Below are 26,942 nucleotides of genomic sequence, written 5' to 3'. Positions count from 1 at the left end.
CCGTTGTTTCCATAGCTACACTATGAAGAGGCCGCAGGGGATATACGTTGTTCGGGTAGGAGCGAGCTTGACTATGAGGGAATTGAATCTCAGTAGTCGTGCCGCTTGTTCCCAGCTTTACAAAATATTCGGACCAATCTAACGAAACGACGACGTTTTCCCGGTAATATAGGCGGTGGACAATCTTATTCGCGGTGAGCGAAAGGGGAGATGAACGCATGAAATTGGTGTTGATGGGCGATTTGCATTTTCATGACATCGACGAGTCGGTCGAAGGTTGGCGGGAAGCGCGGGCCGGTTTTTATGAATCGGTGCTGGGGCGGTTCCTGGAGGTTGATGCGGATTTCCATATCTCGCTGGGGGATTTGACGAATTACGGCACGACTTCGGAGCTGACGGAAGTGTATGAGATTCTGCGCCGCAAGGACCGCAATTTCATCCATGTGCTGGGCAATCACGACCTATATGCGCAGACCCGCGGCGAGGTGCTGGCCATCACGGGCGGCCGGCGCTACCATGCGATCGACACGGAGGAAGCGATGCTCGTCTTCCTGGACACCGCCAAAGAGATGGATCATGCGGATTGGGGCGGCTGGCTCGACGACGAGCAGCTGCAGTGGTTCGAGGGCATCGTGCAGACGTCCGGCGCGAAGCCGCTGCTCGTCTTCGGCCACCACCCGGTCTACCAAACGACGACGCGCTCCGAGACGGACAAAGGCTCCATTCACCCGAGCATCGACATGTGGCGCATCCTAAGACAGAAGGAAGGAACGGGCGTTTACTTCAACGGCCATACGCATGTCGACTCGATCGTCCAGCAGGAGAATTGGACGTTCGTGCAGCTGTCGGCCTGCATCGATCAGCACGGCTTCCGCGTCGTCGAGCTCGGCGAGCGGGACATCCGCATCGCGGCGATCGACTGCGATGATGCCGACATGGCGGCCCATGCGCGGACGCTGCACGGCCATATGCCGCATTTCCGGCACAACCCGAACGCGCGAGGGCAGGCGGAGGAGCGCGAATGCCTCATCGCGTGCGCGCCCGCGCTGAACGCGCAATGAGCCAGCGGATGAAGCAGCCTGCCATGCCGACCGACTTCTACGACCGGCTGGCCGCGAACCGGATGATCGCTTCCATTAAGGAGCCGAAGCATATCGAGGTGGCGCTCCGCCATCGGCAGATGCTGAGCGGCGTCTTCCTGCTGACCGGGCACATCGGCGTGCTGAAGGGCTACGTCGATCTGTTCAATGAGCACGGGCTGCCGGTCTTCCTTCATCTGGAGAAAATCGGGGGACTGAGCACCGACCACCACGGTCTCGACTTTTTGGCCAAGACGATCAAACCGGCCGGCATCATCACGACGAAGACGAGCGTCGTGCGCACCGCGAAGAAGATGGGGCTGATCACGATTCAGCGCTTCTTCCTCGTCGATTCGGAAGGATTGGACAATATCGCCAAGAGCTTGAGTCAGACGGAGCCGGACATCGTCGAGCTGATGCCGGCGCGCATTCCGGAGATGATCGGGCTCGTCAAGAGCTTCACGGACTTGCCGATCATTACCGGCGGGCTGTTATATGAAACCGAGCACGCGCAGCAATGTTTAAGGTATGGCGCGACCGCGATCTCCGCGTCCAAGCCGGAGCTGTGGACGGCGGTCCATCAGCTGCGGGCCGGCCGCAACGTCAGACAGATGGCGTAGGGGGATTGCTGAACGCAAACCAATCTGCTTTGCTTCTTGTCAAGAGAGCACCCCATACGAATGAAGCTTTGTCCGCGAGGACAAAAGCGTGCCCAACTCGAAGCCACCCGCCGACCGCGAACAAACGTGCCAGCACGAAAAGGGGAGTCCAGAGGGCGGAGTCCTTTGGTTCCCCTCGGCGGAGGGGGAAGGGGGAGGGACACATGTTCATATATTCTTCGCAATTCGGTAACGCTCGTTTAATAGTTGTCCGGTAGTATTCAAGGTGACAAGTAAATAACCAATGAAGGTTGGAGTTCACGGAGAAACCTGATCGGGCTGTAGGCGCTGTCGCCGCAGTTCTGATTCAGGTTTCTTTTTGCTGCGCCCCAAACCTCAATTTGGACCATGTGGAGGGTTTAGAAGATGAACAAGAAGATTGCAAGCGTAACACTGCCGGTAGCGATGTCCGTCCTGCTGGCGGCATGCGGAGGCGGCGGCAACACGAATAACGCGGAGAATGCGGGCAGCGCGGGCAATGCCGCGGAGACGGCAAGCGCGGCGGGCAATGCGGCGAAGACGGAAGCGGGCGGCGAGAAAATCACGCTCAAATATTGGTACGCGTTCGGCGGCAAAATCGAGGAAGCAAAGAAGGAGCTCGTCAAGCGCTTCAACGAATCGCAGGACCGTATCGAGATCGTCGCCGAGCATCAAGGCGGCTATGAAGATTTGCACGCGAAGGTACAGGCGGCGTTCGCGGCGGGCAACGCGCCGGCCATCACGGACCTGGAAATCGCGTCGACCGGTGTATTCGCCCGCTCGGGCATGATCCAGGAGCTGACCGAGCTCGCCGAGCGCGACAAGGACAAATTGAAGCTGGACGATTTCAACCCGGGGCTGATGGGCAACGCCTACGTGGACGGCAAGCTGTACGGTCTTCCGTTCATGCGCAGCACGCCGATTCTGTACAAGAACGTGACGATGCTCAAGGAAGCGGGGCTCGACCCGGCCGGTCCGAAGACGTGGGATGAACTGGAGCAATATTCCCGCACGCTGAAGGAGAAGGGCAAAGTCGGCATGACGATGCCGGCGGATATTTGGTACTACGAGGGACTCGTGGCGCAAAGCGGCGGCACGATGCTGAGCGAAGACGGCAAGTCGGCGGCGTTCAACTCGCCGGAGGGCGTGGCGCCGGTCGAATTCTGGAAGAAGCTCGCGAGCGAAGGGCTGATCAAAATTCCGGTCGGCGACGAAGCGGGTGCGACCGCGGACAAGGATTGGTCGAACCAGCTGGCCGCGTTCAAATTCGGCTCCACGGCGGGCGTATCCGGCAGCTTGGAGATCGCCAAAGGCAACAACTTCGAGATGGAGACGTCATTCATGCCGGCGAACAAAAGCTACGGCGTGCCGACGGGCGGCTGTCAGCTGGTCATCACCTCGAAGCTGGACGACGCGCAGAAGGAAGCGGCTTGGGAGTTCGTCCAATTCATGACGACGGCGGAAAGCACGATCTACCAGCATAAGCATGTCGGCTACCTGCCAACGCGTCTGTCTGCGCTCGAGACGGATGAGCTGAAGGAGCACTTCAAGCAATTCCCGCAATACAAAGTCGCCGTAGACCAGCTGGAATACGCAAGACCGCGTCCGATGGAGACGGCCTATCCGGAAGTGGCCAGCATCCTGAAGACGGCGATCGAAGAAGCGATCCTCGACGCGAAGGTAACGCCGCAGGACGCCTTGAACGAAGCGGCCGAGAAAGCGAATAAGCTGCTGTCCAAGTAAGCCAAGGCAAGCTCGAAATAGGCAAGCAAGCGGGCGGCGCCGTCGTTGCTGTTCGACTTCGGGGCCGCCGCGCTGCTGCACACTACATCTTACGGGGGTGCTCAGATGGAGCCGGAACGTTGGTTGTCCGACCTCAAAGTGATCATTTTCGATATGGACGGCACCCTGTACCAGGATCATACGTTCATGGAACGCTACATTCGTTATCTATTGGAAGATACCGAGGCCGATGCGCATACCGAGGCGGCCGTCTCGTTGGGCATGGCGATTCTCGCCGGCGAGCATCCGGTGCAATGCGGCTATTTCTACGATGAAGCGCGGGATCTGGTGCTTGTGCGCGAAGCCGATCGCTTCGTGCATGCGTTGAATTGGGACGGAGCGGCGCTGCCGATCGACGCCGCGATGGCGGCCATGCCGGCCGGCGATACGGCGCTGCCGGAGCAGCTGATCCCGTTCGGCGACCCGTGGGGCATCGCGGCGATCATGGGCCGACGCTACAAGCTGCCGGAGCAGAAGCGGCTCGAAGCGTTCCGGCGGGTGCGCGAGGAGATGGTGCGGGAGCCGTACATTTTCCCGACCAGCCGCAGCCTGTTCGACGCGCTCGCCTCGCTGACGGCGATCGAGAAGAAGGTCGTCATGACGAATACGTACCTCGAATCGGGGCTGGCGTTCCTTCATTTCATGGACATTCATCATCTGTTCGACGAGGTATACTGCGGGGCCGAGAAGCCCGAGGGCATTGCCCGATATATGAAGGAGCTGCTGGCGCAGGGCTATAAGCCCGAGGAAATTCTGTCCGTCGGCGACAACGCGTGGAACGATCTCGAGCCGGTCCATCGGCTGGGCGGCCGCACTTGTCTGATCTCCCCGTACGCAAGCGCCGAGTCCATGCGTTGGGATCTTCGTCTCACCGAGCTGGAGGAGCTGGAACAGCTGCTTCGCCAGGTACAACAGGCAACGACAAGGAGGATGGCGGATCATGGCCAAAATCGAGCTGATCAACATCTGCAAGAAATATAAAGACGAGACGGTCATCGACGATTTGAATCTGACGATCAAAGACGGCTCGTTCACCGTGCTTGTCGGCCCAAGCGGCTGCGGCAAATCGACGACGCTGCGCATGATCGCGGGCCTCGAGACCGCGACCGGCGGCGAGATTCGCATCGGCGGCAAGCGCGTCAACGACACGGCGCCCGGCCACCGGGACGTGGCGATGGTGTTCCAGAATTACGCGCTCTACCCAACGATGACCGTGCGCGGCAACATCGAATTCGGGCTGAAGAACCGGGGCGTCGCGAAGGCGGAGCGGGAGAAGCTCATTGCCGAGATCGCCGAGATCGTCGGCCTCGACCAGCTGCTCGACCGCAAGCCGCAGCAGCTCTCCGGCGGCCAGCGGCAGCGGGTGGCGCTCGCCCGCGCGATGGTGAAGAAGCCGAAGGTGTTCATTCTCGACGAGCCGCTCTCCAACCTCGACGCGAAGCTGCGCAACCAGATGCGGACGGAGCTGATCCAGCTGCACCGCCGCCTCGGCACGACGTTCGTCTATGTGACGCACGATCAGGTGGAAGCGATGTCGATGGGCGACGAGATCGTCGTCATGCACAAGGGCGTCATCCAGCAGGCCGACACGCCGATGAAGCTGTACCACGAACCGGCGAATCTGTTCACCGCGCAATTCATCGGCACGCCGGCGATGAACGTGCTGGATACGCGCGACGCGGCAGGGCTTGCGCTCGAGAGCGAGAGCACGGTCGCGAAGATCGGGTTCCGGCCTGAGCAGGCGGTGTTCGATTGGGGCGGCATGCACGAGGGCTATCGGCTGACGGGCGAGGTCATGACGCGAGAGAGCCTCGGCGCGGAGAACATCTATCAGGTCAAGGCGTCCGGCGGCATATTCTTCGTCAAGACGTTCCTTGAGCCGCTGCGCGAAGAGCAGACCGTCAGCGTCGTCGTCCCGTACGAGCAGCTGTACTTCTTCGGGCCGGAGGGCAAGCGCCTGTATGGCGTGCGCATTCGCGAGCGGCAGCTCGCGGCGGCCGGAGGCGTGTAAGATGACCGTCTGGGAGAAGCTGCGTCCGTATGGCATGGTTGCGCCGTCGATCATTATTTTCGGCATGTTCTTCATCTATCCGATTTTCTACATGATTTACCTGAGCTTCTACGATTGGAACTTCGTCAGTCCGGACAAAACGTTCGTCGGGCTGCAGAACTTCAAGGATCTGCTGACCGACGAGGATTTCCGTCAGGTGCTCTCCAACACGACGCTCTATACGCTCATGACCGTGGCGCTTACGACCGGGCTTGCGCTCTTCCTGGCGCTGTGGCTGAACCGCAAAGGCGTGTTCCATGCGTTCGTGCAGGGCGCGATTTTCAGTCCGCATATCATCTCGCTCGTCTCCATCTCGCTCCTGTGGAGCTGGCTGATGGACCCGGAGTACGGGCTGCTCAACTGGGTGATCGGGCTGTTCGGCTTCGAGAAGCTGCAGTGGCTGTCGCATCCGGGCACATCGCTCGTATCGCTCGTCATCGTGGCGGTGTGGAAAGGGATCGGTTATAACACGCTCGTCTTCATCGCGGGCTTGCAAAGCATCCCCGCCGACATCTACGAAGCGGCCGCGCTCGATCAATCTAAGCCGTGGACGACGCTGCGCCGGATCATTCTGCCGATGCTGTCGCCGACGATCTTCTTCCTCGTCATCATCAACATGATCGGCTCCTTCCAGGTGTTCGAGACGATCGCGATCATGACGCAGGGCGGACCGGTCAACTCGACGAACACGCTCGTCTACTACATTTACGAGAACGGCTTCCGTTTCTTTAAGATTGGCTATGCCTCGGCGGCGGGCGTCATTCTGCTGGCGATCGTCGGGCTGTTGACCATCGTCTACTTCCGGCTGCTGTCCAGCCGCGTTCATTACCGTTAGAAAGTGGTGAATCAAGTGAAAGCAACCAAATCCGGCATTCTCGCCGAAAGCGGCGACGCCGCGCTGACTCGGAGCATGGAGCGAAGCGCAGAGACCCCGGCTAGCCTGGCCCGAGTCGGCCGCATGGCGCTGCGCGTGCTCAACGTCCTCTGCTTGCTGCTGCTCGTGCTCGTGTTCGCGATGCCGTTCGGATGGATGCTCTCGACGTCGCTGAAGACGCTGCCGGAGACGATGATTTTCCCGCCGGCGTGGATTCCGAAGGAGCCGGTGTGGCAGAACTACGCCGAGGCATGGAAGACCGGCCCGTTCCTGAAATATTTCATGAACAGCTTCATCGTGGCGATCGGCATTCTGGTCTGTCAGGCGCTGACGATCATTCCGGCCGCTTACGCGTTCGCCCGTTACCAATTCGCCGGCTCGAACCTGCTGTTCGGCGTCGTCATGATCACGCTCATGATTCCGGCGCAGCTCATCTTCCTGCCGGTGTACCTGGAACTCAGCGCCCTGAAGCTGCTTAACACGCACCTCGGCCTCATCCTTCCTTTCGCCTCGAGCGCCTTCGGCATTTTCCTCTTGCGCCAAGGGTTCATGCAGGTGCCGGAGGAGCTGATCGAAGCGGCCCGGCTGGACCAGGCGAGCGAGTGGAAAATCATCGTGCGGCTCATGGTGCCGCTGGTGAAGCCGGTGCTCGTCACGTTCGCGCTGTTCAGCTTCATCGCGCATTGGAACGACTACTTCTGGCCGCTCGTCATGACGACGAACGAGACCGCCCGCACGCTGCCGCTCGGCATCGCCAAGATTCGCGAGGTCGAGGGCGTCGCGACGTGGAACGTGCTCATGGCCGGCAATCTCATTCTGGTGGCGCCGATTCTCGTCGCGTTCTTCTTCTCGCAGCGTCACATTATCCGCGCCTTCGTCTACAGCGGCGTGAAATAACTCCATAACGGAAAGGTTGGATGAACCATGACAGTTATCGTCGCGCATCGAGGCTGGTCGGGCGCAGCGCCCGAGAACACAATGGCCGCTTTCGAGCTGGCGCTCAAGGAGCCGAAAATCGATTACATCGAGCTGGACGTGCACCTGTCGGCGGACGGCGTGCCGGTCGTCATACACGATCATACGTTGAACCGGACGACGAGCGGGTCGGGTCCCGTGCGCGAAGCTTCGTATGCGGAGCTTGCGCAGCTGGATGCCGGCAGCTGGTACGCGCCGGAATTCGCGGGGGAGCGGATTCCAACGCTTGAAGAAGTGCTGGAGCTGTGCAAAGGACGCGTGCGCCTGGCTGTCGAGCTGAAGACGATGGGCGAGCTGAACCGAGGGCTGGAGGAGAGAGTCGTCTCGCTCATCCGGCAGCATGGGATGCAGGAGCAAGTCGTGCTCTCTTCCTTCGACCACGATTCGATGAAGCTGGCCCATGAGCTTGCTCCCGAGATCACGACCGGGCTGATTATGCTCGGCAAGCCGACGCTGCTGCTGGAGCAGCTCGCGTTCACCGGCGCGACGAGCCTGTCCATCCACTATGGATTCTTGACGCCGGAGCTGCTCGCGCAGATGACCGAAGCCGGCATCGATACCGGCGTATGGACCGTGGACGATCCGGATCAATTAAACCAACTGGTCGGCCGCTACCCGGAGCTGCGCATCACGACGAACTATCCGGACCGGCTGCTGGCGGCGATCGGCGCCCAAGCGGCGAGCGTCCGCTAACGGAGGCGGGTCATGACGCGCCGAGCGAAGCGGATGTCGCTGCTGCGCGCGGGGGCGGCGGGGCTTGCGGCCGCGACGGCCGTGCTCGTCTTAACCTCGTTCATGCTGTCGCCGCGCCTGTCCGACGGGATGACCGTCATCGCGCATCGGGGCGCATCCGGGTACGCGCCGGAGAATACGATGGCCGCCTTCGAGCTGGCCGTGGAGATGAAGGCGGACTATCTCGAGCTCGATGTGCACCTGAGCAAGGACGGCGAGCTCGTCGTCCTGCACGACGAGACGCTGGAGCGGACGACGGACGGCGCCGGGATGGTGAAGGAGCGTACGTGGGCGGAGCTAAGCGCGCTCGATGCCGGGGGCAAATTCGATCCGGCCTACGCGGGCGAACGAATCCCGCTGCTGCGCGAGGTGCTGGACCGCTATGCGGGCCGGATCGGCATCTTGATCGAGCTGAAGAAGACGGCGCTCTATCCGGGAATCGAGGAGAAGCTGGCGGAGCTGATCGAGGATTATGACGTTGCGGCACGGGCGCTCCAAGCGGGGCAAGCGTCGCCGATCATGATCCAGTCGTTCGACCGGGAGTCGGTTCGGCTGCTGGCGAAGCGGCTGCCGGATATCCCGCGGGCGGTGCTCATCCATCCAGATGAACATCCGCTCTCGCCAAGCACGCTGGCCGACCTGGCGACGTACGCGGATTATATCAACTGCTATTTCGAGGTGCTCGACCGCAAGCTCATCCGGGACATTCATGCGCTAGACCGTAAAGTGATGGCGTGGACGCTCCGCGACGAGCGGGAGATGGAGCGCATCGCGCGGCTGGGCGTGGACGGGATTATTACGGATTACCCGGTGTGGGGGTATGAGGGGAAGTAGTAGAGCGAATATCTGGCAAGATCGGCGTTGGGCCTGGAGGGGGCTGGCGCCTTTTTTGTTTTGGCGTGGTCATGTTAAAGACTCAAGTATTCATGTTACACTTGTGAGCAAGACTTGATTTTGAAAGAAGGGGATTCTCATCGCGTTCACCCATCTGATTATTGAACTGCATTGTTTGTATGGAATCGGTGACACGGAGGAGAAAGAACCTGTCCCTGCATTCTGCGAATACGGTATAAAAAGACCAGGTTATCATTGCTTGGGAAATGAATGTCAGTTCGCAGGGCATGTTCCTGCACCAAACGAAATTGCCTACGCTCATGAAAATGGGGAAGTCGGGCATGATTGTTGGATCGGTTTCGGCGGTGATATGGAACCAGAACCCTATAATGAACAACTGGTTGCCAAACTTAAGGATACTTGGCAAAAGGTGTGTAAAGAAAAAGTTGAAGAAGCGTACGAGGAATACATGACGAGAACCCAATTAAAAGAAGAGTCCTCTCGTAGAAACGAGGGTCTGTAGTGAAACGAGTAAACGTAAGAACGTTCATCCTATCCATTCTAGCTGCGTTGTTATTCGTTAACTTGCCCCCGGAAACTGCAGCCGAACCGAGCATGCATCCAGCTCAAGTCGGCAGGGTGGTGCGCGATCTGAAGCTGACGGTCCTGCATCGCGTAGACGGCCGAACGGCGGTCATCCGAATGGGTATGACCAAGGCGAGCGTCGACAGGCTCCTCGGCGAGCCGGAAGCGTACCGTTCTCCGGACGGCGGCGACTATTACATGTATGGCGATGTCATGGCGGGGTACATGAACGGCCGGTTGGCCCTGTTCTCGCTGGGTGAGGCGTCGTCGCTCGCAAGCGGCGTGAGCGTGAACACCAGTCTGGCGAACGCGTCCCAGAAGCTTGGCGCGCCTTCCGTTCCGAATACGCTGACCTACGGTTACCGTCGGGATGCGAAGTTGGGGACGCTCGTACTGCTGAAAGGGGCGCAGGAGCTGCAGCGATATGCGGGCCGATCGGACTTTTATTTGCTCGAGCTGTCCGTGAATGGGCTAGGGAACTTGTACGGCATTCAGCTCACGCGTAGCGATTACACAGCGAAGGCCAAAGCACGTATCGAACGCAACAATAAGGCGTTAATGCCGACAGAGGCCGCGAAGCCGATGACGATGGCCGATCTCGCTTTGGTACAAGAAGGCACGCAATCCCGCGTGTCCTTGGGGATGACGAGGAAGGAAGCCGAGGCGATTATCGGCAAGCCTACCGACGAGTCGCTGTTCGGCACATGGTACGACGGCATTAGAATTGGTTACCGGAATGACCGGGTCGTCGCGCTTATGCTGCAGCTGACCGAGGCGAAGACGCTGTATAAGACGCCGCGGGGAGCGGGGTTGCTGACGAGCCGAACGGTTTTCGAAGCGCTCTACGGTCAACCCAAGCATAGCGACGATTCTAGTCTGACGTATGTCCTTATTCCGTCGCCAGGGGCAGGGGACAAGCTGGTTCCGCTAGGGGACGCCGATCCTTTCAATCTGATGGACAACAAGCCCGCTTATATTATTAGCCCGCTGTTCACGGAATCCGGGGACGGTCTGGTGGAGTTCCTGATGATCAGCGACGCTGAATATGCGTATACGGGGAAATAGCGACAGCGATGTCCGAGGATCGAAAAGAAGGAGCAGCCTGCAACGGGCTGCTCCTTTCCAGTATGTGGTATGATGAATCAAAGACGATCGCATGCGGCGATAGAGTTGCAGGAAAGGAGACCTCGCGATGAGAACAGGTCAGCTCTTGGGCGTCGGGAATACGGCACATGTGTATGAATGGGGCGCGAGCGAAGTAATCAAAATATTTCATCTTCGGGAGGGTTCACGGGAAGAGGCGATGAAGGAAGCGCGAAATGCGGAGCTCGTTAGCCGGCTTGTCGTCAAGGCGCCTCGGTTCTCCGGAATGATAGAGTACGAGGGCAAGACGTGTCTCCTCTACGAGAAGATCGATGGGCCGACGATGCTTGCCTGCATACAGCCGACGAAATCAGGCGTGACCGAATATGCCCGGCTAATGGCGCGGCTGCAGGCGGAATTGCATGCGGCAGAGCTGGACATCTCCTCCAATTTAAAGTTCGAATTGGCCGCGCGCATTCACCATAAGGCGGGCATCGCCCAACCGGACAAAGCGGTCGTGCTCGGCAAGCTGGAGTCGCTGCCCGATGGCAATGCGCTCTGCCATTATGACCTCCATCCAGGCAACATTATCCTGTCCCCGAACGGGCCGGTCATCATCGATTGGATGAACGCGTTGGTCGGCGATCCGCTCGCGGATGTCGCCCGATCGTACATGATGATCAACTCGAGCGCCCAGCCGCCGCAGGCTCCCGTGTGGTTGACGGAGCGGGCGCTGCGCGACCTATTCGCTGAAGCGTATGTAAGCGAATATGTCAGACTGACAGGGATCGATCGAAGCTTGCTCGATGATTGGCTGGCACCGACATTGGCGGCACGGATCTGCGAATTGCGTGGCGAGGAACAAGTCGAGATCGTGAATCGGCTGCAAGCGGCGATCGATCCAAGCTGAGCGCTAATGGAGACGGGATTAAGTCCGGCTAACCAAGGAACGCTACTTGTCGTCTAATCAGGAAGGGCCATACCGGGGTCATCGGCGATGACGATCGGCATGGCCCCTACCTATTTTTCAGAACACGTACGACTCCCCGTCTTCCGGCACGAGCACGCGCGATGTCATGCCTTTCTCCGCGATGAAGTCTCTTAATTCCGCTCTCGACAACGTCCAATGATTGACGGCTTCCATATGGGTGGCGATAATCGTCGCTTCGGGCGCAGCCTTGTGAACCTCGTAAATATCCTCCTTGCCCATGACGAGCGAGCCGCCCTGCAGAAACTGATTGTCGCCGCCGTTGACCGCGATGACGTCGGGCCTATGCGCGGCGATCTCCTCTTGTACGCCTTCATACCAGACCGTATCGCCCGCGACGTAGAGCGTTTTCTCGCTCGGGTGCTTGAATACGACGCCGCTGACGGGACCGGCGAGTTGGACGAGCGCGCCTCTGCCGTGTTCGCCTTTCGTTATAATAAGCTGGATATCCTCGAAAATCGTACTCGCCGTGAGCACCTCGACGTTCTGGAAACCGGCTTTGCGAACTTCAACCGCATCCGCGTCGCTTTGCACGAACAGCTTGATATCCTTGGGCAGCGCCGCTTTGGCCGCATCGTCGAAATGGTCTTGATGGAGATGGGTTACAAGGATGGCATCGGCCTTTATAATAGTGTCGATGGGAAGCGGCAGGTCGAACAACGGATTCCGTTGATCTTGACGGACCGAGTTGGGAATTGGCGGATAGGCGCCTTTCTCCGCCAAGAAGGGGTCGATGAGGAATGTTTTTCCGGAATATTCGACGATCAACGTGGCATTTCTCACTTGGGTTACTTTCATTTTATCAGCTCCTGAATTTTTATATGTAGAGTGTACACGAGGAACGGCAGACTGTTACAGAGCACGAATCAAGTCATTTGCGCATTTGGCTTGATTTTTGAAAGTATCGATTCAAGATAAGGACGTGATGGCGTGTTAGATCAGACCGATCGACGCATTCTGGAAGAGCTGGCGAAGAACAGCCGGATTACGATGAAGGAGTTGGGTGAGAAGGTTCATCTCACGGGGCAAGCGGCCGCGTCGCGCGTGGCTAAGCTGGAGGATAACGGGGTTATCGAAGGGTATACGATTAAAGTCAATCAAGCCAAGATCGGGTGTTTCATGCACGCGTTCATTACGATCTTCACCAAAAACGTACAGCACGAGCCGTTCCTCTCCTTCATCAAGACGCAAGAGGCTCACGTGCTGCGAAACTATAAAATCAGCGGCGACGGCTGCTATTTGCTGGAATGCCGGTTTCCGTCCAACGAGGTGCTGGATGAGTTTCTGGTGCGGCTTAACGAGTATGCGAATTATAAGATCTCGATGGTGATTAAGAAGCAGTGAGGAGGCGACGCCGAAACCAAAAGTGGGAGGGGTACGAAATCGCGGAACTTCGAAGGGTTCTCTTTCTCTGATAAGCTGAAATCAATTCAGAGAAGGAGTGATAAACATGAAAACAATCAGCGTACTGGGAACAGGCAATATGGGCAAAGCTTTGGTGAAACAAGCGGCGGCGAATTTGGAAGGAACAGTCTTCTGGGGTTCGCGCAATCCGGAAGAAGCGGGGGAGCTGGCCAAAAGCTTCCGGCAGGAACGAATCGTAACCGGCACGTATGAGGACGCGCTGCAGGCGGACATCATCATTCCGGCTTTCCCGGCCGCGGCGATGATGGAATGGGCGCAAGCGAATCGAGATCGGCTGAAGGATAAAATCGTCGTCGATATCGCCAATCCGTTCAACGCCGACTTCAGCGGCTTCACGACGGCATGGGGCGAGTCCTCCGCCGAACGGCTGCAGGCGCTGCTGCCGGAGTCGATCGTCATCGGCGCCTTCAAGAATACGTTCTTCCATGTCTTCGACAATCCCGTCTTCCAGGATCGCCAAAGCGACGTGCTCGTCACCGGGGATGACGAGGATGCAGTGCAGCAGTTCATCCAGCGGTTCAACCCGCTTCCGTTCCGTTTCCTGCATGCCGGACCGCTCGCCAACAACCGGACGATCGAACGATTCACGCTGCTGGAGCTCGAACTGGCTGTCCGCTATGGCACGTATCCATACATTTCGCTCCAAGTGTTCGGGATTCCGGAAGCCGTCCCCGTGATTTAACGGAGCAGCTGGACCATCTTCTTGCCTTTCTGCCGGTTCGTGCTGAACACGGCGATCGTGCGCACGGCATCCGGATGACCGAGCGGAACGCCGACTAATCGCTCCGCAGGCAGCGAGCTCATATGGGACTCCGGCAGCACGGTCAGTCCCGCGCCATGATCCACATAACCGAGGATGACTTCTTTGAAGCTCACCTCGGTTTTGATGTGCATGGGGAGATTCAGGGTGAGGAATAAGTCCGTCAATTTGGCGCGAATGGTGCAGCCTTCCGCGTACAGGACGAGGGGCTCGCTGCTTAATTCGTCCAACTCGACGGCGGTTTGCGCTGCGAAAGGGTGCGCCTTGGGCACGACCGCGAATAACGGCTCCCGATCCAGATCCCCCATCCATAATGCCGGGTGCATCGAGATGCGTTCGGCCACGAGCAAGTCCACTTCCCCGTTCATCAACATCTTATAGGCCTCCGCCGTAGACTGCCGATAGACCAACTCCGCTTGATGACCATGCGCCTCCAATTTGTGAAGCGAAGGCAACAGATACCGGGAAGCGATATCCGGCACCGTCCCGATCCGAATTTGCTTCCACACTTTATGGGGCTCCAGCGCCTTGGTCAGGACGGCCAGCTGCTCCAGCAGTACCGTCGAGGAGTCGTACAAGACCTTCCCGGCCTCCGTCAATTCCACCCCTTGCGAAGAACGGGTGAACAGCTGGACGTCGAACTGCTGCTCCAAGCTGCGCAGCTGCTTGCTGAGCGCGGTATGCGACAGATGCAGCGCCTCGCTCGCTTTCGCGATGCTTTTGGTGCGGGCCGTCTCCATAAAACCGATTAGAAAATCCGTGTTCACGTTCGTGCGCCTCCGATATCCATTTATTGCTATCGTACCATAATCTCGGTGCGGTGGCGGGCGAACAGGAATTGATTTATATAAAAACGAGTTGATGACACGCGTTAACATGATCGGTTAAGTGCTGTACCATGGAAAAGAAAGGGCAAAAATCACTTTACTTGAATCTCGGGGAGGATAAAATGCGACGCGTAAATCTACGGTACAAGGTCGGTTTCCTCTTGCTTATTTGTCTCCTCGCCAGCAGCTGCACCTCAGGCGAGCCCAAGGGCCGAACGCAAGCCGAGCTCTATCAACTCGCGCACGGCAACTGGGAGGAAAAGTTCTATCAAATTTCGGAACAGTTAAAGGTGATGGCATGGGAATCGCTGTCCGATGAAGAGCGGCAAACGGTCGTCGGCGGAAGCGGAGGGGCTTACCTTGCCGTGATTTCATGGGCGGAGGTCCCGGACCGCATCAAGGGCATTTTAACCGAGCAGCCCATTTATAAAGTCAGCTTCAAGTCGATGAAAGGCGACGAGGAAGGCGCGATCGGTATCTATTTCGATCCGATCAACAAGATCATTCTCGGCTATGACGACGAACAAGCGACTCCATAACGTTGAGATGAGACAAGGCACTCTGATCGGGCATCTCCCTTCAGGGTGCCTTCACGTTATTCCTGATGCAGCCTCCGAAAATCCAGCGGCGTCATCCCCTCTGCGCGCCGGAAGCATTTGCTGAAGTAGCTCGTCTGCGAGAAGCCGGTCTCCATCGCGATCTGCTTGACGGACAGGCGGGTGGAGGCGAGCAGGCGCTTGGCCTGGAGAATGCGGGCTTCCAGCACGAAATCGGGGAACGACATGCCGAACGTTGCGCTGAATTTGCGGCTGAAATAATGCGGGCTGTAGCCGGCGATCGCCGCCGCCTCCTCGAGCGTGAACGGCTTATGGCAGTGCGCGCGCACGTAGTTGGCGGCCGCCCGGATTTTGTCCGCGGCCAGATTAACCGGGACGTTGAGCCGCGTCGCCATCGCCTGCAGCCGGGTGAGCAGCTCGTACAGCGTCCCGGCGACCGCGTATTCGTCCTCCACCTCGTACGTCCTCCCCAATTCGAGCAGCCGCTCGACCGACGAAGCGATCGGATCCAGCTCCGATAGTCCGAACAGCCACGGCTCGTCCAACCCTTTGCCATTCAGCAATTCCTCCACCCGGGAGCCATAGAAGTGCACCCACCGAATGTTCCACGGCTCCCGCGCGTCCGCGTAATACCGCTGCCGAAGGCCGGGACCGTACAGGAAGCCTTGCCCGCGCGTCAGCTCGTACGTTGTGCCGCCTTCCTGCACATATCCTTTGCCTTCGAGCACGATGTGCAGGTTATAGCAGCGGTCCAAATTAACGTCCGTGGTCGCGAATTCCCGATGGACGGTATGCTCGGGAAAATCGCTGTACCCGCCGATGAAATCCGGGAAGCAGACATGCCGCGGGAAGATCGGCTTGGGGAGGAAAAGGTGTTCTTTCATACGGTGCTGCACCTCCAGAAGAAAACGCAATAATTTTCAACGATAACCACTCTACCCGACATTATAGCAAGCATTCCGCTATCATGCATGACAACAATTTCATATCTTTCGCATGAATTTGTCATATCCATCCGACAGGGGCGTCCTCTAGAATGAAGGTACGAGAACCGATAAGGAGGCCGCATCAGATGGCAAAATCGATACAGGTGGACGAATTAACGTTAGGCGTATGTTATTATCCGGAGCATTGGCCGGAGGCGCTGTGGGAGGACGATTTTCGCCGTATGCGGGAGCTGAACATCTCGGTCGTGCGGATGGCCGAGTTCGCGTGGGCGATCATGGAGCCGGAGGAAGGGCGGTTCGATTTCAGCTTTTTCACGCGGGTCATGGACTTGGCGCACCAATATGGATTGAAGGTCATTCTGGGGACGCCGACGGCGACGCCGCCCGCATGGCTCACGCACAAATATCCCGAGGTGCTCAATGCGGACGTGGACGGCACGCTGCACCGGCACGGCATGCGCCGCCATTATAACTACTCCAGTCCGAAATACCGGGAGCTGTGCGCGCGGATCACGCGGAACATGGTCGAGGCGTACAAGGACCATCCGGCCGTCATCGGCTGGCAGATCGACAACGAGTTCAACTGTGAATCGAACGTGTATTATGCCGAGGCCGACCATGTCGCGTTCCGGCAGTGGCTGAAGGCGCGCTACGGGACGCTGGAGAAGCTGAATGAAGCATGGGGCACGGTGTTCTGGAGTCAGACGTACTCGGATTGGGAGCAGGTCTACCTGACGCGGCCAATGGCGAATCCGTCGCCGAATCCGCATCTCGCGCTGGACGAGAAGCGATTCATCTCGGACAACACGATCTCGTTCGCGAAGCTGCAGGGCGACATTATCCGCGAGCTGGCGCCGCAGCATTGGGTGACGACGAACGGGCTGTTCGGCCATCTGGACAACCATGCGATGACGGACGAGGTGCTGGACTTCTTCTCGTACGATTCATATCCGCAGTTCTCGACGATCTTCCAGGGAGACGACGAGAAGCCGCTCAAGGACCGGGCGTGGAGCATGAACCTCGCGAACGTGCGCTCGATCTCGCCGAACTTCTGCGTCATGGAGCAGCAATCCGGCCCGGGCGGCTGGGTGAACCGGATGGAGATGGCCTCGCCGAGACCGGGTCAAATCCGGCTCTGGTCATACCAATCCGTGCTGCACGGCTGCGACCTGCTCGTCTACTTCCGCTGGCGCACGGCGACGATGGGCACCGAGATTTACTGGCACGGCATTAACGACCACCACAATCAGCCGAACCGCAGAGTGCGCGAGGTCGGGCAGGTAGGCGCGGAATTCGCCAAGATCGGCGGGGCGATCGCGGGGACGACGTACCAGGCGGACATCGCGCTGCTGTCGGACTACGACAACCACTGGGACGGCGAATTCGACGTCTGGCACGGACCGTTCCAATGGCAGAGCCAGCGCGCTTGGTTCAAACAGCTGCAATACCGGCACATTCCGGTAGACCGCATCACACTGCGTCCGGCGACGACGCTAGCGGATCTGGCGAAGTATAACGTCATCGTCTATCCGCATGCGGCGATCATGACGGAGGAGACGGCGGATCTGCTGCAGCGGTACGTGGAGCAGGGCGGCAAGCTCTTCTTCGGCGCGCGCACGGGGTACAAAAATCCGACCGGCCAAGTGAACATGCGTCCATTGCCGGGTCCGGTCGCGGAGCTGTGCGGCGTGACGGTCGAGGATTACACGATGATCAAAGGCACGGCGAAGGCAGCGGACATTAAGGGCGCCGATGGTCGTCTTGCCGCGGGCACGAAAGCGGTCGGCTTTAACGAAATTCTGCGCGTAGACCATCCGGACGTGGAAGTCGTGGCGAAATACGCGAGCGAATACTATGAAGGCGAGCCGGCATTAACCCGGCGCAAGGCGGGCAGCGGCGAAGCCTGGTACTATGGCGCGGCATACAGCGAGCAAGTGGTGGATGCGCTGATCGACGAGCTTGGACTGGTCTCCCCGGTTGCGGACTGGCTGGACGTGCCGGCCGAAGTGGAGCTTGGCATTCGCGCTTCGGATGCGGGCGCATACGTGTTCCTGCTGAACTATTCGGATCGTCCGGTGGCGGCCTTGCTCAAGCAGCGGGTGCAGGATGTGTTGACAGGCGCTTGGCTGGAAGGCGAAGTCGAGCTGCCGGCGTTCGGGGTGTGGGTGTTGGAGAAGCCTGTTTCAGAGTTTCATAGACACTAGCACTTTCGAAATCTTCGATCAGACATACAATGCTACCATCTTCCCTTTAAGGAGTTGAGTGCATTGGCAAATGTCAAGAAGAGTAGAGCCATCCCCAGCAAGGTCGTGAAGTTGAAGCGGAGTGCGGAAGCGAAAAACAAAATCATGGGCATGTACCGCCGTCATGTCAGCCGTTTGCGGGCAGCTCGCGCGGCCCGTCCGATCGAGGTCAACCAGACGACGACGATCATCGGCACGGACGACACGTGGTTCAATGCCGCCGTCATCACGAGAGACCCGGCTTGGGTGGAGGTTCCCGGCGCCAATTACGTGTGGAATGCCCGCGATCTTGGGAGCCAGACCGCGATCATATCGAATACGTTCCGGATTACGAGACGGATCAACTCGGCACGCTTGCTGCTGTCCGTAGACAACTACGCGGCCGTCTTCATCAACGGGCGAGCCGTCGTATTCGACCAGCCGCAGAACACGCCGTCCTTCTTTAATCCGGGCCGGTCCCTGAACATCGCGAGCTTCTTGAGAAGAGGCAGCAACGATATCGTCATCATCGCGTTCAACTTCGGCGCTCCGCGTACGCCGGCCAATCCGGCGGGCGTAGCCGCAAGATTGACGATCCGGCTGCGGTAGGTTTATTGACCGAGCCGCGACAAGAAGCAAGATGCAATGAGCAAAAGCCGCCGAATTGGCGGCTTTTGCTGTTCGACGCGGGCAGCTTCGGCACCGAGCGGGATTATGCGGCTAGAAGCAGGTAAAGGATTCGATGCTTCTCAAGCTAAGGCCCGAGTACACCCAGAAGCGTCCATTCCATCGGTAGCCGGACACGGAGGTGCGGCCGACGAAGGTCGGGTAGAACCAAAATCCGTTCCCGAATCTCGGCCAGACGTAGGTATTCCGGTATAAACAGCCCGATATGGCGCCTGGATCGACCGCGAACGTCGAGGCGGCCGGCTGCTGCGGCGCGAACTGAGGGGGAGGAGCCGTGGGCCCCTGCTGCATGCCCGGCGGTCCTTGCGGCGGCATGAATGCCATGTTAACCACTCCTTTGTAAGGATCACGAATTCCGATCAGTCGTGTAGTAGCGGACAACCGTTACAGCAGCATCAGCGTAATGACGAGAAGCTCGTATAGGACAAGCGGCAAAATGACGTCGTTATAGTAGTTTTGCGAAAAGCTGCGCCCCATGCCTTTCCCCGGCTGCTTGAGGTACAGAATGCCCTTGTCGCAATGAACGATGATGCCTTCGAACACATCGCCATCCATCGTCTCGACGCGCACATAACGATTCACATGCTGTCTGCATACGTGGTGGATATGATCCCGAATGGATTTCAACGTAGGGTTTACGTTCGGATTCGCGTGGTAAATGGTCTGTTCTTGAAGACCAGGTGAATGCATGCTCAAAGCTAACGCCCTCCATCTCTCATTTAAAGGTACACCTCATTGTATGCGGAAGCCTAAGCGGCGCGCTGGTTAGGTGCCTATTATGGAAAGAGGCGAGCATTTCGCGAAGCGCAATAGATGGCGAACGGCAAAAAGGGCGCGGCAAGGAATGAACCTTGTCGCGCCATTGTCGTTTGATGCGTCGGTGCAGCGTAATTACGTTATTCTTCCTCATATAGGTTACGGGCTTGTTCAAGTGTGGTTATGACTTCGTCGTTTATCGGGATCTGAAGCTGCTCCATGGCATAGAGGATAGCGCCTATGGCGGGCGGGAATTGGGTAGTTACGATTTCGAAGCCGGCGTCTGCCGAATCGCCTGAAAGTTCGACGAGCCGATGTTGAAAGTAGGGACTCAGGATGACGCTCCCGATGCAGGCGACCGGAACGGGATCGCTCGAGAAATTGCGGGCAAGCAGTTTGATGCCGACGAGAAGCTGATGGATGGCGCGGTTACATACGCGCTGCGCCAGCGAGCCGCCTTCCAAAGCGGCTTGCGTCACGGTCGGGGCAAAGGAAGCGAATACCCGATTTCGCTCTTGCTCGCCAAGTCGAAACCCATTCAGCCCGATCCGGTTCAATTCCATTAGGCTCGCTGCGCCCCAGTACCTGAGCATGGCATCGATGAGCGGCTGGTCAGAAGAGTCGGTATGGCCCGCGAGAACTTCATAGACCGTCTCGTACGATAAAAATCGGGCTGCGCTGGGAGCGTAATGATAGTAGTCGTAATTACGCAAATGGGCGCCGGACTCATTGATGCTGAAAATGTTCGAGCCGGTACCGGAAATGGCCACGATTCCGGGTTTGGCGACAAGCGCTCCGTAGTGGGCGACGATCGCGTCGTTCACATGCCACCGCGGACACGAGAGGCCGGGCAAGTTCGTGAGTTCCTGCACCCACACGAGATCCTCGTCCTTATCGAACCCGGCTACCCCAGCCGCAATGCCGCCAACGTCGGACAGCGAACGGCCCGCCTTTGCTAGCGCAGCATGAATCGCGGTATGAACATTCTCTTGAGCCGCGTGGTCTTTATAACGCGAAGCTGCTCGCGGATATTCATGATAAAGCAGAAGGCTGCCCGCCATGTCCGCAATGGCTACGCGAGTCTTGGACCCGCCTCCATCGATTCCGATGATTAGATTTCCGCTCGACACTCCAACTCGCCTCCATTCCATTCTGGTCATTCGGTTTCTTCATTCCTTGACCGTATCGAACCTACCAGGTAACCATATTCGCAGCGTGACTCGACTTTCCTGCCGATTATTTCAAGCCAAAACGAATCTTTCGTCCGCCTGACCGCTAGGGCGTAGAGAAGGCAGCCGATCGCGACGAACGGCTGCCTTCGTATTTTTATGAGGCCTGGTTTAATTAAACCCGCCGTTCACCCGAATCGTCTGGCCGGTGATCCAGCGCGCTTGGCCGCTGACGAGCAGCTCGACCGCGTTCGCGATATCCTCCGCTTCGCCCAGCCGCCCGAACGCGTTCATCCGGCGGTACGAATCCACGAGCTCCTCCGACTTGCCGGTCAGAAATAACTCGGTCGCCACTTGCCCCGGCGCGATGCAGTTGATGATGATATCCTTGGGACCAAACTCCTTAGCCAACTGGCGGGTAAGCTGTTCGACGGCCCCTTTGGTGGCCGCGTAGACGCTGTACGTCGGGATCATCGCGCCCGACACGGAGGTGGAGAAGTTGATGATCGTCCCGCCCGGCGACATATGCCGCATCGCTTGCTGGCAGGCGAAGTACGTCCCTTTCACATTGATCGCGAACTGGCGGTCGAAGATCTCCTCGGTCACGTCGGCGATGGCTGTACATGTCATGACTCCGGCGTTGTTGACGAGTATGTCGACGGCGCCGAATCGTTCGAGCGTCTCCGCGAACAGCGCTTCGACCTCCTTTACTTGGCCGATGTCCGCGCGGATGGCGGCGGCTTCTCCGCCAGCGTTCCGGATCGCCTCGACGACCTCATCCGCTTTCGCCGGGTTCGACGTGTAATTGACGGCGACCTTGGCGCCGGATTGCGCCAATTGGATCGCGATCTGCCGTCCGATGCCCCGCGACGCTCCCGTGACGATGGCTGCTTTTCCCTGTAAGTTCGTGTTCATGTACATACGCTCCTTTATTTTGGAAATGGAACCGTCGTTCGTTCGTGTGCCCGGTCCTTGTGCTTTTATCTTACCGAAGGCCTGGGGCCGACCGTTAGAATAGATCTCTCCGATCCTTGCCTAATCCTCTTCAGGCCCGCTATGATAAGCGTAAAATGGAATGACTGCGGGGGAGGGAAGAAAAGATGATGGATGATGACAGGTACCCGTCCCGGGTGTTGCGGGAAATGACGAGCCTGATCCGTCGGCATGCGCCTTCAACCGGCACATACCGGACGGCTGTGCCCGGATTGTCCCTTATGCATGCCGATCGGACGTCGGAACCGCTGGAATCGGTGTATAAGCCGTCGATTTGCGTTGTGGCGCAAGGCGCCAAGACAGCCGCGTTGGCCGACGAGACGTACCGCTACGATCCCTCGACGTACCTGGTCACCTCGGTCGAACTGCCGATCATCGGCCGGATCGTCGAGGCGTCGCCCGAGGTGCCGTATTTGAGCTTGAAGCTGAGCTTCGACGCCGACGTCATCCTGGACCTCGTCCGGGAGACGAATCGGCCGCCCACCCTGACAACGGAGATGCCGCGCGGAATAACCGTCCATCGGACGTCTCCCGCCTTGCTTGAAGCGATCGTGCGGCTGATGCAATTGCTGGATGAGCCGGACGACGTTCCGGTGCTCGCGCCGCTGACGATTCGCGAAATTTTGTACCGGGTGCTGCAGAGTGAACAAGGCGCGCTCATTCATCCATTCGCGATTCACGGCAGCCAAGCCAACGCCATCGCGCAGGCGATCCAGTCGATCAACCGGCAATTCGACCGGCCGCTTGCGGTCGAGGAGCTGGCCAAGTCCGTCCGCATGAGTACCTCGGCCTTCCACAAACACTTCAAGCGCGTCACGGCACTGAGCCCGCTGCAATACCAGAAGACGGTGCGGCTGCAGGAAGCCCGGCGTCTCATGCTGGCAGAGAGCCTGCCAGCCGCAGATGCGGCTTTCCAAGTCGGTTACGAAAGCCCGTCCCAGTTCAGCCGGGAATATGCGCGAATGTATGGACGGCCGCCGATGCAGGACGTACAGACGCTTCGTGCTTCTATTGCAAGCTCCGATGTGCGCGGCTGAACTTGGCGTGCAGCTGTAACTTTGGCACATCAGGGTACGTCTAGACGACATAACGTACGCGCACAATTATGAGGGGACCAGTAAGCGTGGTTCCAATATGTGGTATAGTGAGCGTATAGCGGTCTATTGAAACTAAGGATCACTCTTGGTGATGCTAGAGGGTCGGACCTTGGCTTACTATTTAATTCCACTTCAGGATTAGTCGAGGAGGGCCAGGTGAAACGCTACGTAAAGGCAATAACAGGTATCCTGTTGCTCGTATTAGGTTTGCTTTATTTCACATGTCCAGATGAGGAAGATTATAAATTATGGCTTGAACAGGAGCATGGTATTACGTGTGAAGTAGGCGGTCCAAGTCAAATTCGTTTATGTACACGAGGTCAAGCTCCTATAGAATGGGAGAGCAAACACGTTCGAACCCTCCCGTTCTACATTCAGGTTGAAGATAAATACGCTGACGACAACATGGCGTATACTGTCCGCGCTACCGGGGTTTTCAACCATTTTTTTGATAAATCTAGTATCGTGTACAAGTAGTTGAAGTTGAATCAATCCGACAAAAAGGTAAAGATCGGTATAAGTTGGAATTAAGCTCCCTCTTACAGGAATTCAATCTAGGAACTTTAGTTCTATGCTCAAGGAGCAGTTTGCCGTGCAACTGCTCCCTTTTCGCATGAAGGAATCGGGGCAGGATAGTTGAAGTTCAGAGCCGGCCAGGAGTAGTTTGCCATCGCGGCAAGGAGGATTATATGAACACCATCATCTATATGGTTAGGCATGCCGAATCACCCTACAATGAAGGAACAGAAAGAACAAGGGGACTTACCGCTAAGGGCAAGGGCGATGTTAAACAAGTTACAGAAATTCTTAAAGAAGAAGGAATTGATGTCCTTGTATCTAGCCCGTATAACCGAGCAATTCAGAGTATTGAGGGATTGGCGCAACACCTGGGATTAGATATCGAAATATTTGAAGATCTCCGGGAAAGGCATTTTGCTGAAGAAATGATTGATAATTTAATGTCCGTCATTAGTGAGAAATTTGATGATTTTGATTATTCTTTACCGGGTGGGGAGTCTAATTTCGAATGCCAGGATAGATCGGTATCCGTGATAAAAAACATTTTAAAACAACACGCTGGGAAAAAAGTAGCTATTGGAACACATGGACTTGTCATGACGTTGATGATGAATTATTTTGATTCAAGTTATGGTTTGGATTTTTTAAACCAACTGCAGAAACCAGATATTTATAAATTAAGTTTTGAAAATTTAGAACTAAAAGAAGTAATAAGACTGTGGAACGGGGATTTTTGATTAGGTTTATGCGCGTTTACCTAATGGGATTCAGATGGGGTAGAGGGTGTCAGAACGATGAGTTTTCGGAAGGTTCGGCTTGTTTATGGGGGAATCGCCCTGTCATTGATCATTTCTGGCTGTGGGTCAGCGGAAGAGGAGAAAGCCGATCATGGAGCAGCCAGTAAGCCGGCCGCTGTTCATTCCACTGCTGCATTACGGGAGCATATTCTGAAGGACAGCTCAATAACGGTGTTGACCCCGGATCAGATCGGCAGTCTGGACAGCCGTATTCTGGAGCTGGCGCGCAATGAGATTTACGCGAGGCACGGGTACGTGTTTAAGCGGAAGGATTTGAAGGACTATTTTTCAGCCAAGCCCTGGTATCAAGCAGATCCTGCCTATAGGGAACAGCTCAACGCGGTGGAGAAGCAGAACGTTGCGCTCCTTCGCACCTACGAAGCCAAATATGCTGCCTATCAGCTCGATCCAGCCCATGCGGATGATGTCCATTTGCGGCATTATACTGGTGATTCGAGCTTTAAACAGAAACAGGTGAAAGTGGATCTGAACGGGGATGGCCGTGATGAAGCGATCGAGTTGATTCCGCCGTTAACGGAATTAGGCGCATTCGAGCTGAAAGTGAACGACATTCGTTTGGAGGTGGCCAGCGAGCTTCTTCCTTACCTTGATATTGTGGATTTGAATATCGACGATCCATATTTCGAGATTGCGCTTCAAATGAACTCGCAAATGGACTTTCTACGAGCCACGTATTTCTATGCCTATGATGGCCAGAACCTCAAGCAGATTGGTGAGCTTCCCGATTTCTCGGCACACAGTTCGATGTTTGACGGTCATGGACGCGTTGTTAGCGCAGAAGAAAGCAAGGACTTCCAAACCTGGTTCCGTGACGTCGTGTTCCAGCTAGATGCTGACCATACGCTCCATGAAGAACAACTGGATTTTTATCCGATGGAACCACCGACGCCTTTGACGATCAAAGAGGAAATTACCGTGCAGATTCGTAAAGGTAGCACGGACGGAGCCGTTACGCTGGAACCCGGCGAAGACGTGATGTTCCTAGGAGATGACAAGCTCGGCCATATCATGCTCCAGACGAGCACAGGCAAAGAAGTCTGGTACACCATGGGCGATGAGTACGTTGAACATAGTAGATTTTTTGACGGGCTGATTTTATATGACTAGACGGTAAATGATGGCGTGAAAGTTAGACAAACGGAAACAGCTTTTCTGATTGCTTGGAGAAAACCAGTCAGCACCTAACAAACGGGCAACAAGCTGAAGGGAACTAACGATAACCTTAGATGAAATCAGCCCCAGCTTATTAATAGACTTAATAAGAGGAGTGATATCACGTGATTATCATGATAAACGGGGCTTTTGGTTCAGGTAAGACTACCACAGCCCAAATGCTACAACCGTTAGTTGCCAATAGCATGATATTCGATCCTGAAGAAATTGGACTTATGATTTGGAAATTGATACCGGAATCCATGAGGCCCATCCATGAATTAACGGATGATTTCCAGGATATTGAGCTTTGGAGAATGTTGACCGTACAGGTGGCAGGAGAGATAAAGAAGAAGTATCAAAAGCACTTAATTGTACCCATGACCCTATATAAAGAGGAAAACTTCAATTACATTTACAATGGATTTAAAGAACTGGATGAAGAACTGTATCATTTTTGTTTGGTCGCTTCAGAGAACACCCTTTATAACAGATTAGTCAAGCGCGGCGACAAAGTAGGAGGATGGTCATTCCAACGGACAGCTACCTGTGTCGAAGCTTTCAGGAAGGACATTTTTCAAGAGCATGTAATTACGGATCACTTAAAACCCACTGAAATTATAGATCTTATTTTGAAGAGAGTACACAACAATGATGAATGAAATTCGTCGAAGTGACTGACTTCACCTAGGCCCCCAGTCAATTGTAATAACATTTTCTTTTGAACCTTTAATAAAGCCGACACTACCACCCAAGGTCTCGCTAATAAATCGCAGACCAACATAGGTAGTTCCATTTAAGGAGAACGGAGTGCGCGTTAATGTATGTTTCTGATCATTAACATAGGCATCGAAAGAATCTAAAGTAAGTTTAATGGTAGTGGTCTCTGTTTTAGCGATAATGGTTTGTGTTTCATCAATATAATCGACTTCAGCATCCAAGGCCTCAAATAGTTGACGAAATGGTACTACCGTTACACCACTACGAGCAAACGGTGCGGGGGAAAAGTCTAAAGGACTGCCATTAAGAACGACACTAATAGGAGGGATAAAAGGAGGGGCCGGGTACGCTGCTGACACGACTGTCAAAGGTGAAATAGAGGCAAAGGCCATCATGGACAAGAGAATTTTTTTCATTACCTATTCTCCTTTTTTCTTTTAAAAGTACAGACGACTATACGTCCGCTTGGGTTGCACAATTAATGCATAGTTTTGGCCCCCCCCCTTTCTTTAAGCTCTATCTGGAGACTATAGCTTAATGATGACCTGAAGGCAACCGACTATGAGCGGTTGCCTTTTCTTACGTCCGACAATAATTAGGAATATTAACTAACAATAAAATACTAATATTCCTAAGAAGTATTTAGGCTTAGACAATTAGCAGTAATAAGTGA

Annotated in this window: 29 protein-coding genes; 21 read left to right on the top strand and 8 right to left on the bottom strand. The window is 56.3% G+C overall.

Annotation, left to right across the window (positions count from 1 at the left end):
- Window positions 1-218: 218 nt before the first annotated feature.
- From ACFSKT_RS11365 to ACFSKT_RS11315, 11 genes are all read left to right on the top strand, one after another.
- Window positions 219-1,061 (top strand): metallophosphoesterase family protein, encoded by an 843-nt coding sequence (locus tag ACFSKT_RS11365; protein WP_377722848.1) that lies wholly within the window; start codon window positions 219-221, stop codon window positions 1,059-1,061.
- Window positions 1,022-1,699: a glycerol-3-phosphate responsive antiterminator gene (locus ACFSKT_RS11360; protein WP_377722847.1), complete on the top strand. Its 678-nt coding sequence runs from the start codon at window positions 1,022-1,024 to the stop codon at window positions 1,697-1,699. The genes ACFSKT_RS11365 and ACFSKT_RS11360 overlap by 40 nt, the downstream gene beginning before the upstream one ends.
- Before the next feature lie 405 nt (window positions 1,700-2,104).
- Window positions 2,105-3,460 (top strand): ABC transporter substrate-binding protein, encoded by a 1,356-nt coding sequence (locus ACFSKT_RS11355; RefSeq protein ID WP_377722846.1) that lies wholly within the window; start codon window positions 2,105-2,107, stop codon window positions 3,458-3,460.
- A 105-nt stretch (window positions 3,461-3,565) separates the two neighbouring features.
- A complete protein-coding gene (locus ACFSKT_RS11350) occupies window positions 3,566-4,480 on the top strand; it encodes an HAD family hydrolase (RefSeq protein ID WP_377722845.1) in 915 nt (304 codons plus the stop codon).
- Window positions 4,440-5,510 (top strand): ABC transporter ATP-binding protein, encoded by a 1,071-nt coding sequence (locus tag ACFSKT_RS11345; protein ID WP_377722844.1) that lies wholly within the window; start codon window positions 4,440-4,442, stop codon window positions 5,508-5,510. Before ACFSKT_RS11350 ends, ACFSKT_RS11345 begins: the two co-directional genes overlap by 41 nt.
- Before the next feature lies 1 nt (window position 5,511).
- On the top strand, window positions 5,512-6,384 hold the full coding sequence (locus ACFSKT_RS11340) for a carbohydrate ABC transporter permease (protein WP_377722843.1): 873 nt from the start codon (window positions 5,512-5,514) through the stop codon (window positions 6,382-6,384).
- Window positions 6,385-6,507: 123 nt separating this feature from the next.
- Window positions 6,508-7,320 (top strand): carbohydrate ABC transporter permease, encoded by an 813-nt coding sequence (locus tag ACFSKT_RS11335; protein WP_452473195.1) that lies wholly within the window; start codon window positions 6,508-6,510, stop codon window positions 7,318-7,320.
- 27 nt (window positions 7,321-7,347) lie between these two features.
- Entirely contained in the window at window positions 7,348-8,091 is a 744-nt protein-coding gene (locus tag ACFSKT_RS11330) for a glycerophosphodiester phosphodiesterase (RefSeq protein WP_377722842.1), read from the top strand.
- A gap of 12 nt (window positions 8,092-8,103) precedes the next feature.
- A complete protein-coding gene (locus tag ACFSKT_RS11325) occupies window positions 8,104-8,964 on the top strand; it encodes a glycerophosphodiester phosphodiesterase (RefSeq protein ID WP_377722841.1) in 861 nt (286 codons plus the stop codon).
- Window positions 8,965-9,486: 522 nt separating this feature from the next.
- Window positions 9,487-10,614, top strand: a complete 1,128-nt coding sequence (locus ACFSKT_RS11320) for a hypothetical protein (protein WP_377722840.1) — start codon at window positions 9,487-9,489, stop codon at window positions 10,612-10,614.
- A gap of 127 nt (window positions 10,615-10,741) precedes the next feature.
- Complete coding sequence (locus ACFSKT_RS11315) at window positions 10,742-11,542, top strand: phosphotransferase family protein (RefSeq protein WP_377722839.1); 801 nt, start codon at window positions 10,742-10,744, stop codon at window positions 11,540-11,542.
- 117 nt (window positions 11,543-11,659) lie between these two features.
- Here ACFSKT_RS11315 and ACFSKT_RS11310 read toward each other — a convergent pair whose 3' ends face one another.
- A complete protein-coding gene (locus tag ACFSKT_RS11310) occupies window positions 11,660-12,418 on the bottom strand; it encodes an MBL fold metallo-hydrolase (protein WP_377722838.1) in 759 nt (252 codons plus the stop codon).
- Between the two features lie 132 nt (window positions 12,419-12,550).
- Here ACFSKT_RS11310 and ACFSKT_RS11305 point away from each other — a divergent pair, with 132 nt between their 5' ends.
- Both ACFSKT_RS11305 and ACFSKT_RS11300 read left to right on the top strand, forming a co-directional pair.
- Window positions 12,551-12,964, top strand: a complete 414-nt coding sequence (locus ACFSKT_RS11305; protein ID WP_377722837.1) for an Lrp/AsnC family transcriptional regulator — start codon at window positions 12,551-12,553, stop codon at window positions 12,962-12,964.
- A 106-nt stretch (window positions 12,965-13,070) separates the two neighbouring features.
- The gene (locus ACFSKT_RS11300) at window positions 13,071-13,727 is read left to right on the top strand and encodes an NADPH-dependent F420 reductase (RefSeq protein WP_377722836.1); all 657 of its coding nucleotides are present in this window, start codon (window positions 13,071-13,073) and stop codon (window positions 13,725-13,727) included.
- On the opposite strand, the gene ACFSKT_RS11295 is transcribed toward ACFSKT_RS11300, so the two are convergent.
- Window positions 13,724-14,572, bottom strand: a complete 849-nt coding sequence (locus ACFSKT_RS11295) for a LysR family transcriptional regulator (RefSeq protein ID WP_377722835.1) — start codon at window positions 14,570-14,572, stop codon at window positions 13,724-13,726. The genes ACFSKT_RS11300 and ACFSKT_RS11295 overlap by 4 nt on opposite strands.
- A gap of 182 nt (window positions 14,573-14,754) precedes the next feature.
- Here ACFSKT_RS11295 and ACFSKT_RS11290 point away from each other — a divergent pair, with 182 nt between their 5' ends.
- Window positions 14,755-15,171 (top strand): hypothetical protein, encoded by a 417-nt coding sequence (locus tag ACFSKT_RS11290; RefSeq protein WP_377722834.1) that lies wholly within the window; start codon window positions 14,755-14,757, stop codon window positions 15,169-15,171.
- Window positions 15,172-15,227: 56 nt separating this feature from the next.
- Here ACFSKT_RS11290 and ACFSKT_RS11285 read toward each other — a convergent pair whose 3' ends face one another.
- Window positions 15,228-16,073 carry a helix-turn-helix transcriptional regulator gene (locus ACFSKT_RS11285; RefSeq protein ID WP_377722833.1) on the bottom strand — a complete coding sequence of 282 codons (846 nt, stop codon included), beginning with the start codon at window positions 16,071-16,073 and terminating at the stop codon, window positions 15,228-15,230.
- A gap of 188 nt (window positions 16,074-16,261) precedes the next feature.
- On the opposite strand from ACFSKT_RS11285, the gene ACFSKT_RS11280 reads away from it, so the two are divergent.
- A complete protein-coding gene (locus ACFSKT_RS11280) occupies window positions 16,262-18,340 on the top strand; it encodes a beta-galactosidase (protein WP_377722832.1) in 2,079 nt (692 codons plus the stop codon).
- Between the two features lie 63 nt (window positions 18,341-18,403).
- A complete protein-coding gene (locus ACFSKT_RS11275) occupies window positions 18,404-18,967 on the top strand; it encodes a hypothetical protein (protein ID WP_377722831.1) in 564 nt (187 codons plus the stop codon).
- Between the two features lie 111 nt (window positions 18,968-19,078).
- Here ACFSKT_RS11275 and ACFSKT_RS11270 read toward each other — a convergent pair whose 3' ends face one another.
- From ACFSKT_RS11270 to ACFSKT_RS11255, 4 genes are all read right to left on the bottom strand, one after another.
- On the bottom strand, window positions 19,079-19,369 hold the full coding sequence (locus ACFSKT_RS11270; protein ID WP_377722830.1) for a transporter: 291 nt from the start codon (window positions 19,367-19,369) through the stop codon (window positions 19,079-19,081).
- A 60-nt stretch (window positions 19,370-19,429) separates the two neighbouring features.
- Window positions 19,430-19,735, bottom strand: coding sequence for a hypothetical protein (locus tag ACFSKT_RS11265; RefSeq protein ID WP_377722880.1), 306 nt, complete (start codon window positions 19,733-19,735; stop codon window positions 19,430-19,432).
- A 206-nt stretch (window positions 19,736-19,941) separates the two neighbouring features.
- Entirely contained in the window at window positions 19,942-20,931 is a 990-nt protein-coding gene (locus ACFSKT_RS11260; protein ID WP_377722829.1) for a BadF/BadG/BcrA/BcrD ATPase family protein, read from the bottom strand.
- Between the two features lie 210 nt (window positions 20,932-21,141).
- Entirely contained in the window at window positions 21,142-21,885 is a 744-nt protein-coding gene (locus ACFSKT_RS11255; protein ID WP_377722828.1) for an SDR family oxidoreductase, read from the bottom strand.
- A 188-nt stretch (window positions 21,886-22,073) separates the two neighbouring features.
- On the opposite strand from ACFSKT_RS11255, the gene ACFSKT_RS11250 reads away from it, so the two are divergent.
- From ACFSKT_RS11250 to ACFSKT_RS11230, 5 genes are all read left to right on the top strand, one after another.
- The gene (locus tag ACFSKT_RS11250) at window positions 22,074-23,000 is read left to right on the top strand and encodes an AraC family transcriptional regulator (RefSeq protein WP_377722879.1); all 927 of its coding nucleotides are present in this window, start codon (window positions 22,074-22,076) and stop codon (window positions 22,998-23,000) included.
- Between the two features lie 216 nt (window positions 23,001-23,216).
- Entirely contained in the window at window positions 23,217-23,537 is a 321-nt protein-coding gene (locus ACFSKT_RS11245; RefSeq protein ID WP_377722827.1) for a hypothetical protein, read from the top strand.
- A 212-nt stretch (window positions 23,538-23,749) separates the two neighbouring features.
- Window positions 23,750-24,316, top strand: coding sequence for a histidine phosphatase family protein (locus ACFSKT_RS11240; protein WP_377722826.1), 567 nt, complete (start codon window positions 23,750-23,752; stop codon window positions 24,314-24,316).
- A 57-nt stretch (window positions 24,317-24,373) separates the two neighbouring features.
- The gene (locus ACFSKT_RS11235) at window positions 24,374-25,504 is read left to right on the top strand and encodes a YARHG domain-containing protein (RefSeq protein ID WP_377722825.1); all 1,131 of its coding nucleotides are present in this window, start codon (window positions 24,374-24,376) and stop codon (window positions 25,502-25,504) included.
- A gap of 179 nt (window positions 25,505-25,683) precedes the next feature.
- Window positions 25,684-26,211: an AAA family ATPase gene (locus ACFSKT_RS11230; protein ID WP_377722878.1), complete on the top strand. Its 528-nt coding sequence runs from the start codon at window positions 25,684-25,686 to the stop codon at window positions 26,209-26,211.
- 21 nt (window positions 26,212-26,232) lie between these two features.
- On the opposite strand, the gene ACFSKT_RS11225 is transcribed toward ACFSKT_RS11230, so the two are convergent.
- Window positions 26,233-26,685, bottom strand: coding sequence for a copper amine oxidase N-terminal domain-containing protein (locus ACFSKT_RS11225; protein ID WP_377722824.1), 453 nt, complete (start codon window positions 26,683-26,685; stop codon window positions 26,233-26,235).
- Between the last annotated feature and the right edge of the window lie 257 nt (window positions 26,686-26,942).

It is taken from the genome of Paenibacillus xanthanilyticus (assembly GCF_042682185.1).
GTDB lineage: Bacteria > Bacillota > Bacilli > Paenibacillales > Paenibacillaceae > Paenibacillus_Z > Paenibacillus_Z xanthanilyticus.
Note: the sequence above shows the minus strand (reverse complement) of the source record. Positions and strands in the feature narration are given on the sequence as shown.

Coding starts and splice junctions, on each gene's coding strand:
- ACFSKT_RS11365 (WP_377722848.1), top strand. CDS start 219: ATGAAATTGGTGTTGATGGGCGATTTGCATTTTCATGACATCGACGAG.
- ACFSKT_RS11360 (WP_377722847.1), top strand. CDS start 1,022: ATGCCTCATCGCGTGCGCGCCCGCGCTGAACGCGCAATGAGCCAGCGG.
- ACFSKT_RS11355 (WP_377722846.1), top strand. CDS start 2,105: ATGAACAAGAAGATTGCAAGCGTAACACTGCCGGTAGCGATGTCCGTC.
- ACFSKT_RS11350 (WP_377722845.1), top strand. CDS start 3,566: ATGGAGCCGGAACGTTGGTTGTCCGACCTCAAAGTGATCATTTTCGAT.
- ACFSKT_RS11345 (WP_377722844.1), top strand. CDS start 4,440: ATGGCCAAAATCGAGCTGATCAACATCTGCAAGAAATATAAAGACGAG.
- ACFSKT_RS11340 (WP_377722843.1), top strand. CDS start 5,512: ATGACCGTCTGGGAGAAGCTGCGTCCGTATGGCATGGTTGCGCCGTCG.
- ACFSKT_RS11335 (WP_452473195.1), top strand. CDS start 6,508: ATGGCGCTGCGCGTGCTCAACGTCCTCTGCTTGCTGCTGCTCGTGCTC.
- ACFSKT_RS11330 (WP_377722842.1), top strand. CDS start 7,348: ATGACAGTTATCGTCGCGCATCGAGGCTGGTCGGGCGCAGCGCCCGAG.
- ACFSKT_RS11325 (WP_377722841.1), top strand. CDS start 8,104: ATGACGCGCCGAGCGAAGCGGATGTCGCTGCTGCGCGCGGGGGCGGCG.
- ACFSKT_RS11315 (WP_377722839.1), top strand. CDS start 10,742: ATGAGAACAGGTCAGCTCTTGGGCGTCGGGAATACGGCACATGTGTAT.
- ACFSKT_RS11310 (WP_377722838.1), bottom strand. CDS start 12,418: ATGAAAGTAACCCAAGTGAGAAATGCCACGTTGATCGTCGAATATTCC.
- ACFSKT_RS11300 (WP_377722836.1), top strand. CDS start 13,071: ATGAAAACAATCAGCGTACTGGGAACAGGCAATATGGGCAAAGCTTTG.
- ACFSKT_RS11290 (WP_377722834.1), top strand. CDS start 14,755: ATGCGACGCGTAAATCTACGGTACAAGGTCGGTTTCCTCTTGCTTATT.
- ACFSKT_RS11285 (WP_377722833.1), bottom strand. CDS start 16,073: ATGAAAGAACACCTTTTCCTCCCCAAGCCGATCTTCCCGCGGCATGTC.
- ACFSKT_RS11280 (WP_377722832.1), top strand. CDS start 16,262: ATGGCAAAATCGATACAGGTGGACGAATTAACGTTAGGCGTATGTTAT.
- ACFSKT_RS11270 (WP_377722830.1), bottom strand. CDS start 19,369: ATGGCATTCATGCCGCCGCAAGGACCGCCGGGCATGCAGCAGGGGCCC.
- ACFSKT_RS11265 (WP_377722880.1), bottom strand. CDS start 19,735: ATGCATTCACCTGGTCTTCAAGAACAGACCATTTACCACGCGAATCCG.
- ACFSKT_RS11255 (WP_377722828.1), bottom strand. CDS start 21,885: ATGAACACGAACTTACAGGGAAAAGCAGCCATCGTCACGGGAGCGTCG.
- ACFSKT_RS11250 (WP_377722879.1), top strand. CDS start 22,074: ATGGATGATGACAGGTACCCGTCCCGGGTGTTGCGGGAAATGACGAGC.
- ACFSKT_RS11240 (WP_377722826.1), top strand. CDS start 23,750: ATGAACACCATCATCTATATGGTTAGGCATGCCGAATCACCCTACAAT.
- ACFSKT_RS11235 (WP_377722825.1), top strand. CDS start 24,374: ATGAGTTTTCGGAAGGTTCGGCTTGTTTATGGGGGAATCGCCCTGTCA.
- ACFSKT_RS11230 (WP_377722878.1), top strand. CDS start 25,684: ATGATAAACGGGGCTTTTGGTTCAGGTAAGACTACCACAGCCCAAATG.
- ACFSKT_RS11225 (WP_377722824.1), bottom strand. CDS start 26,685: ATGAAAAAAATTCTCTTGTCCATGATGGCCTTTGCCTCTATTTCACCT.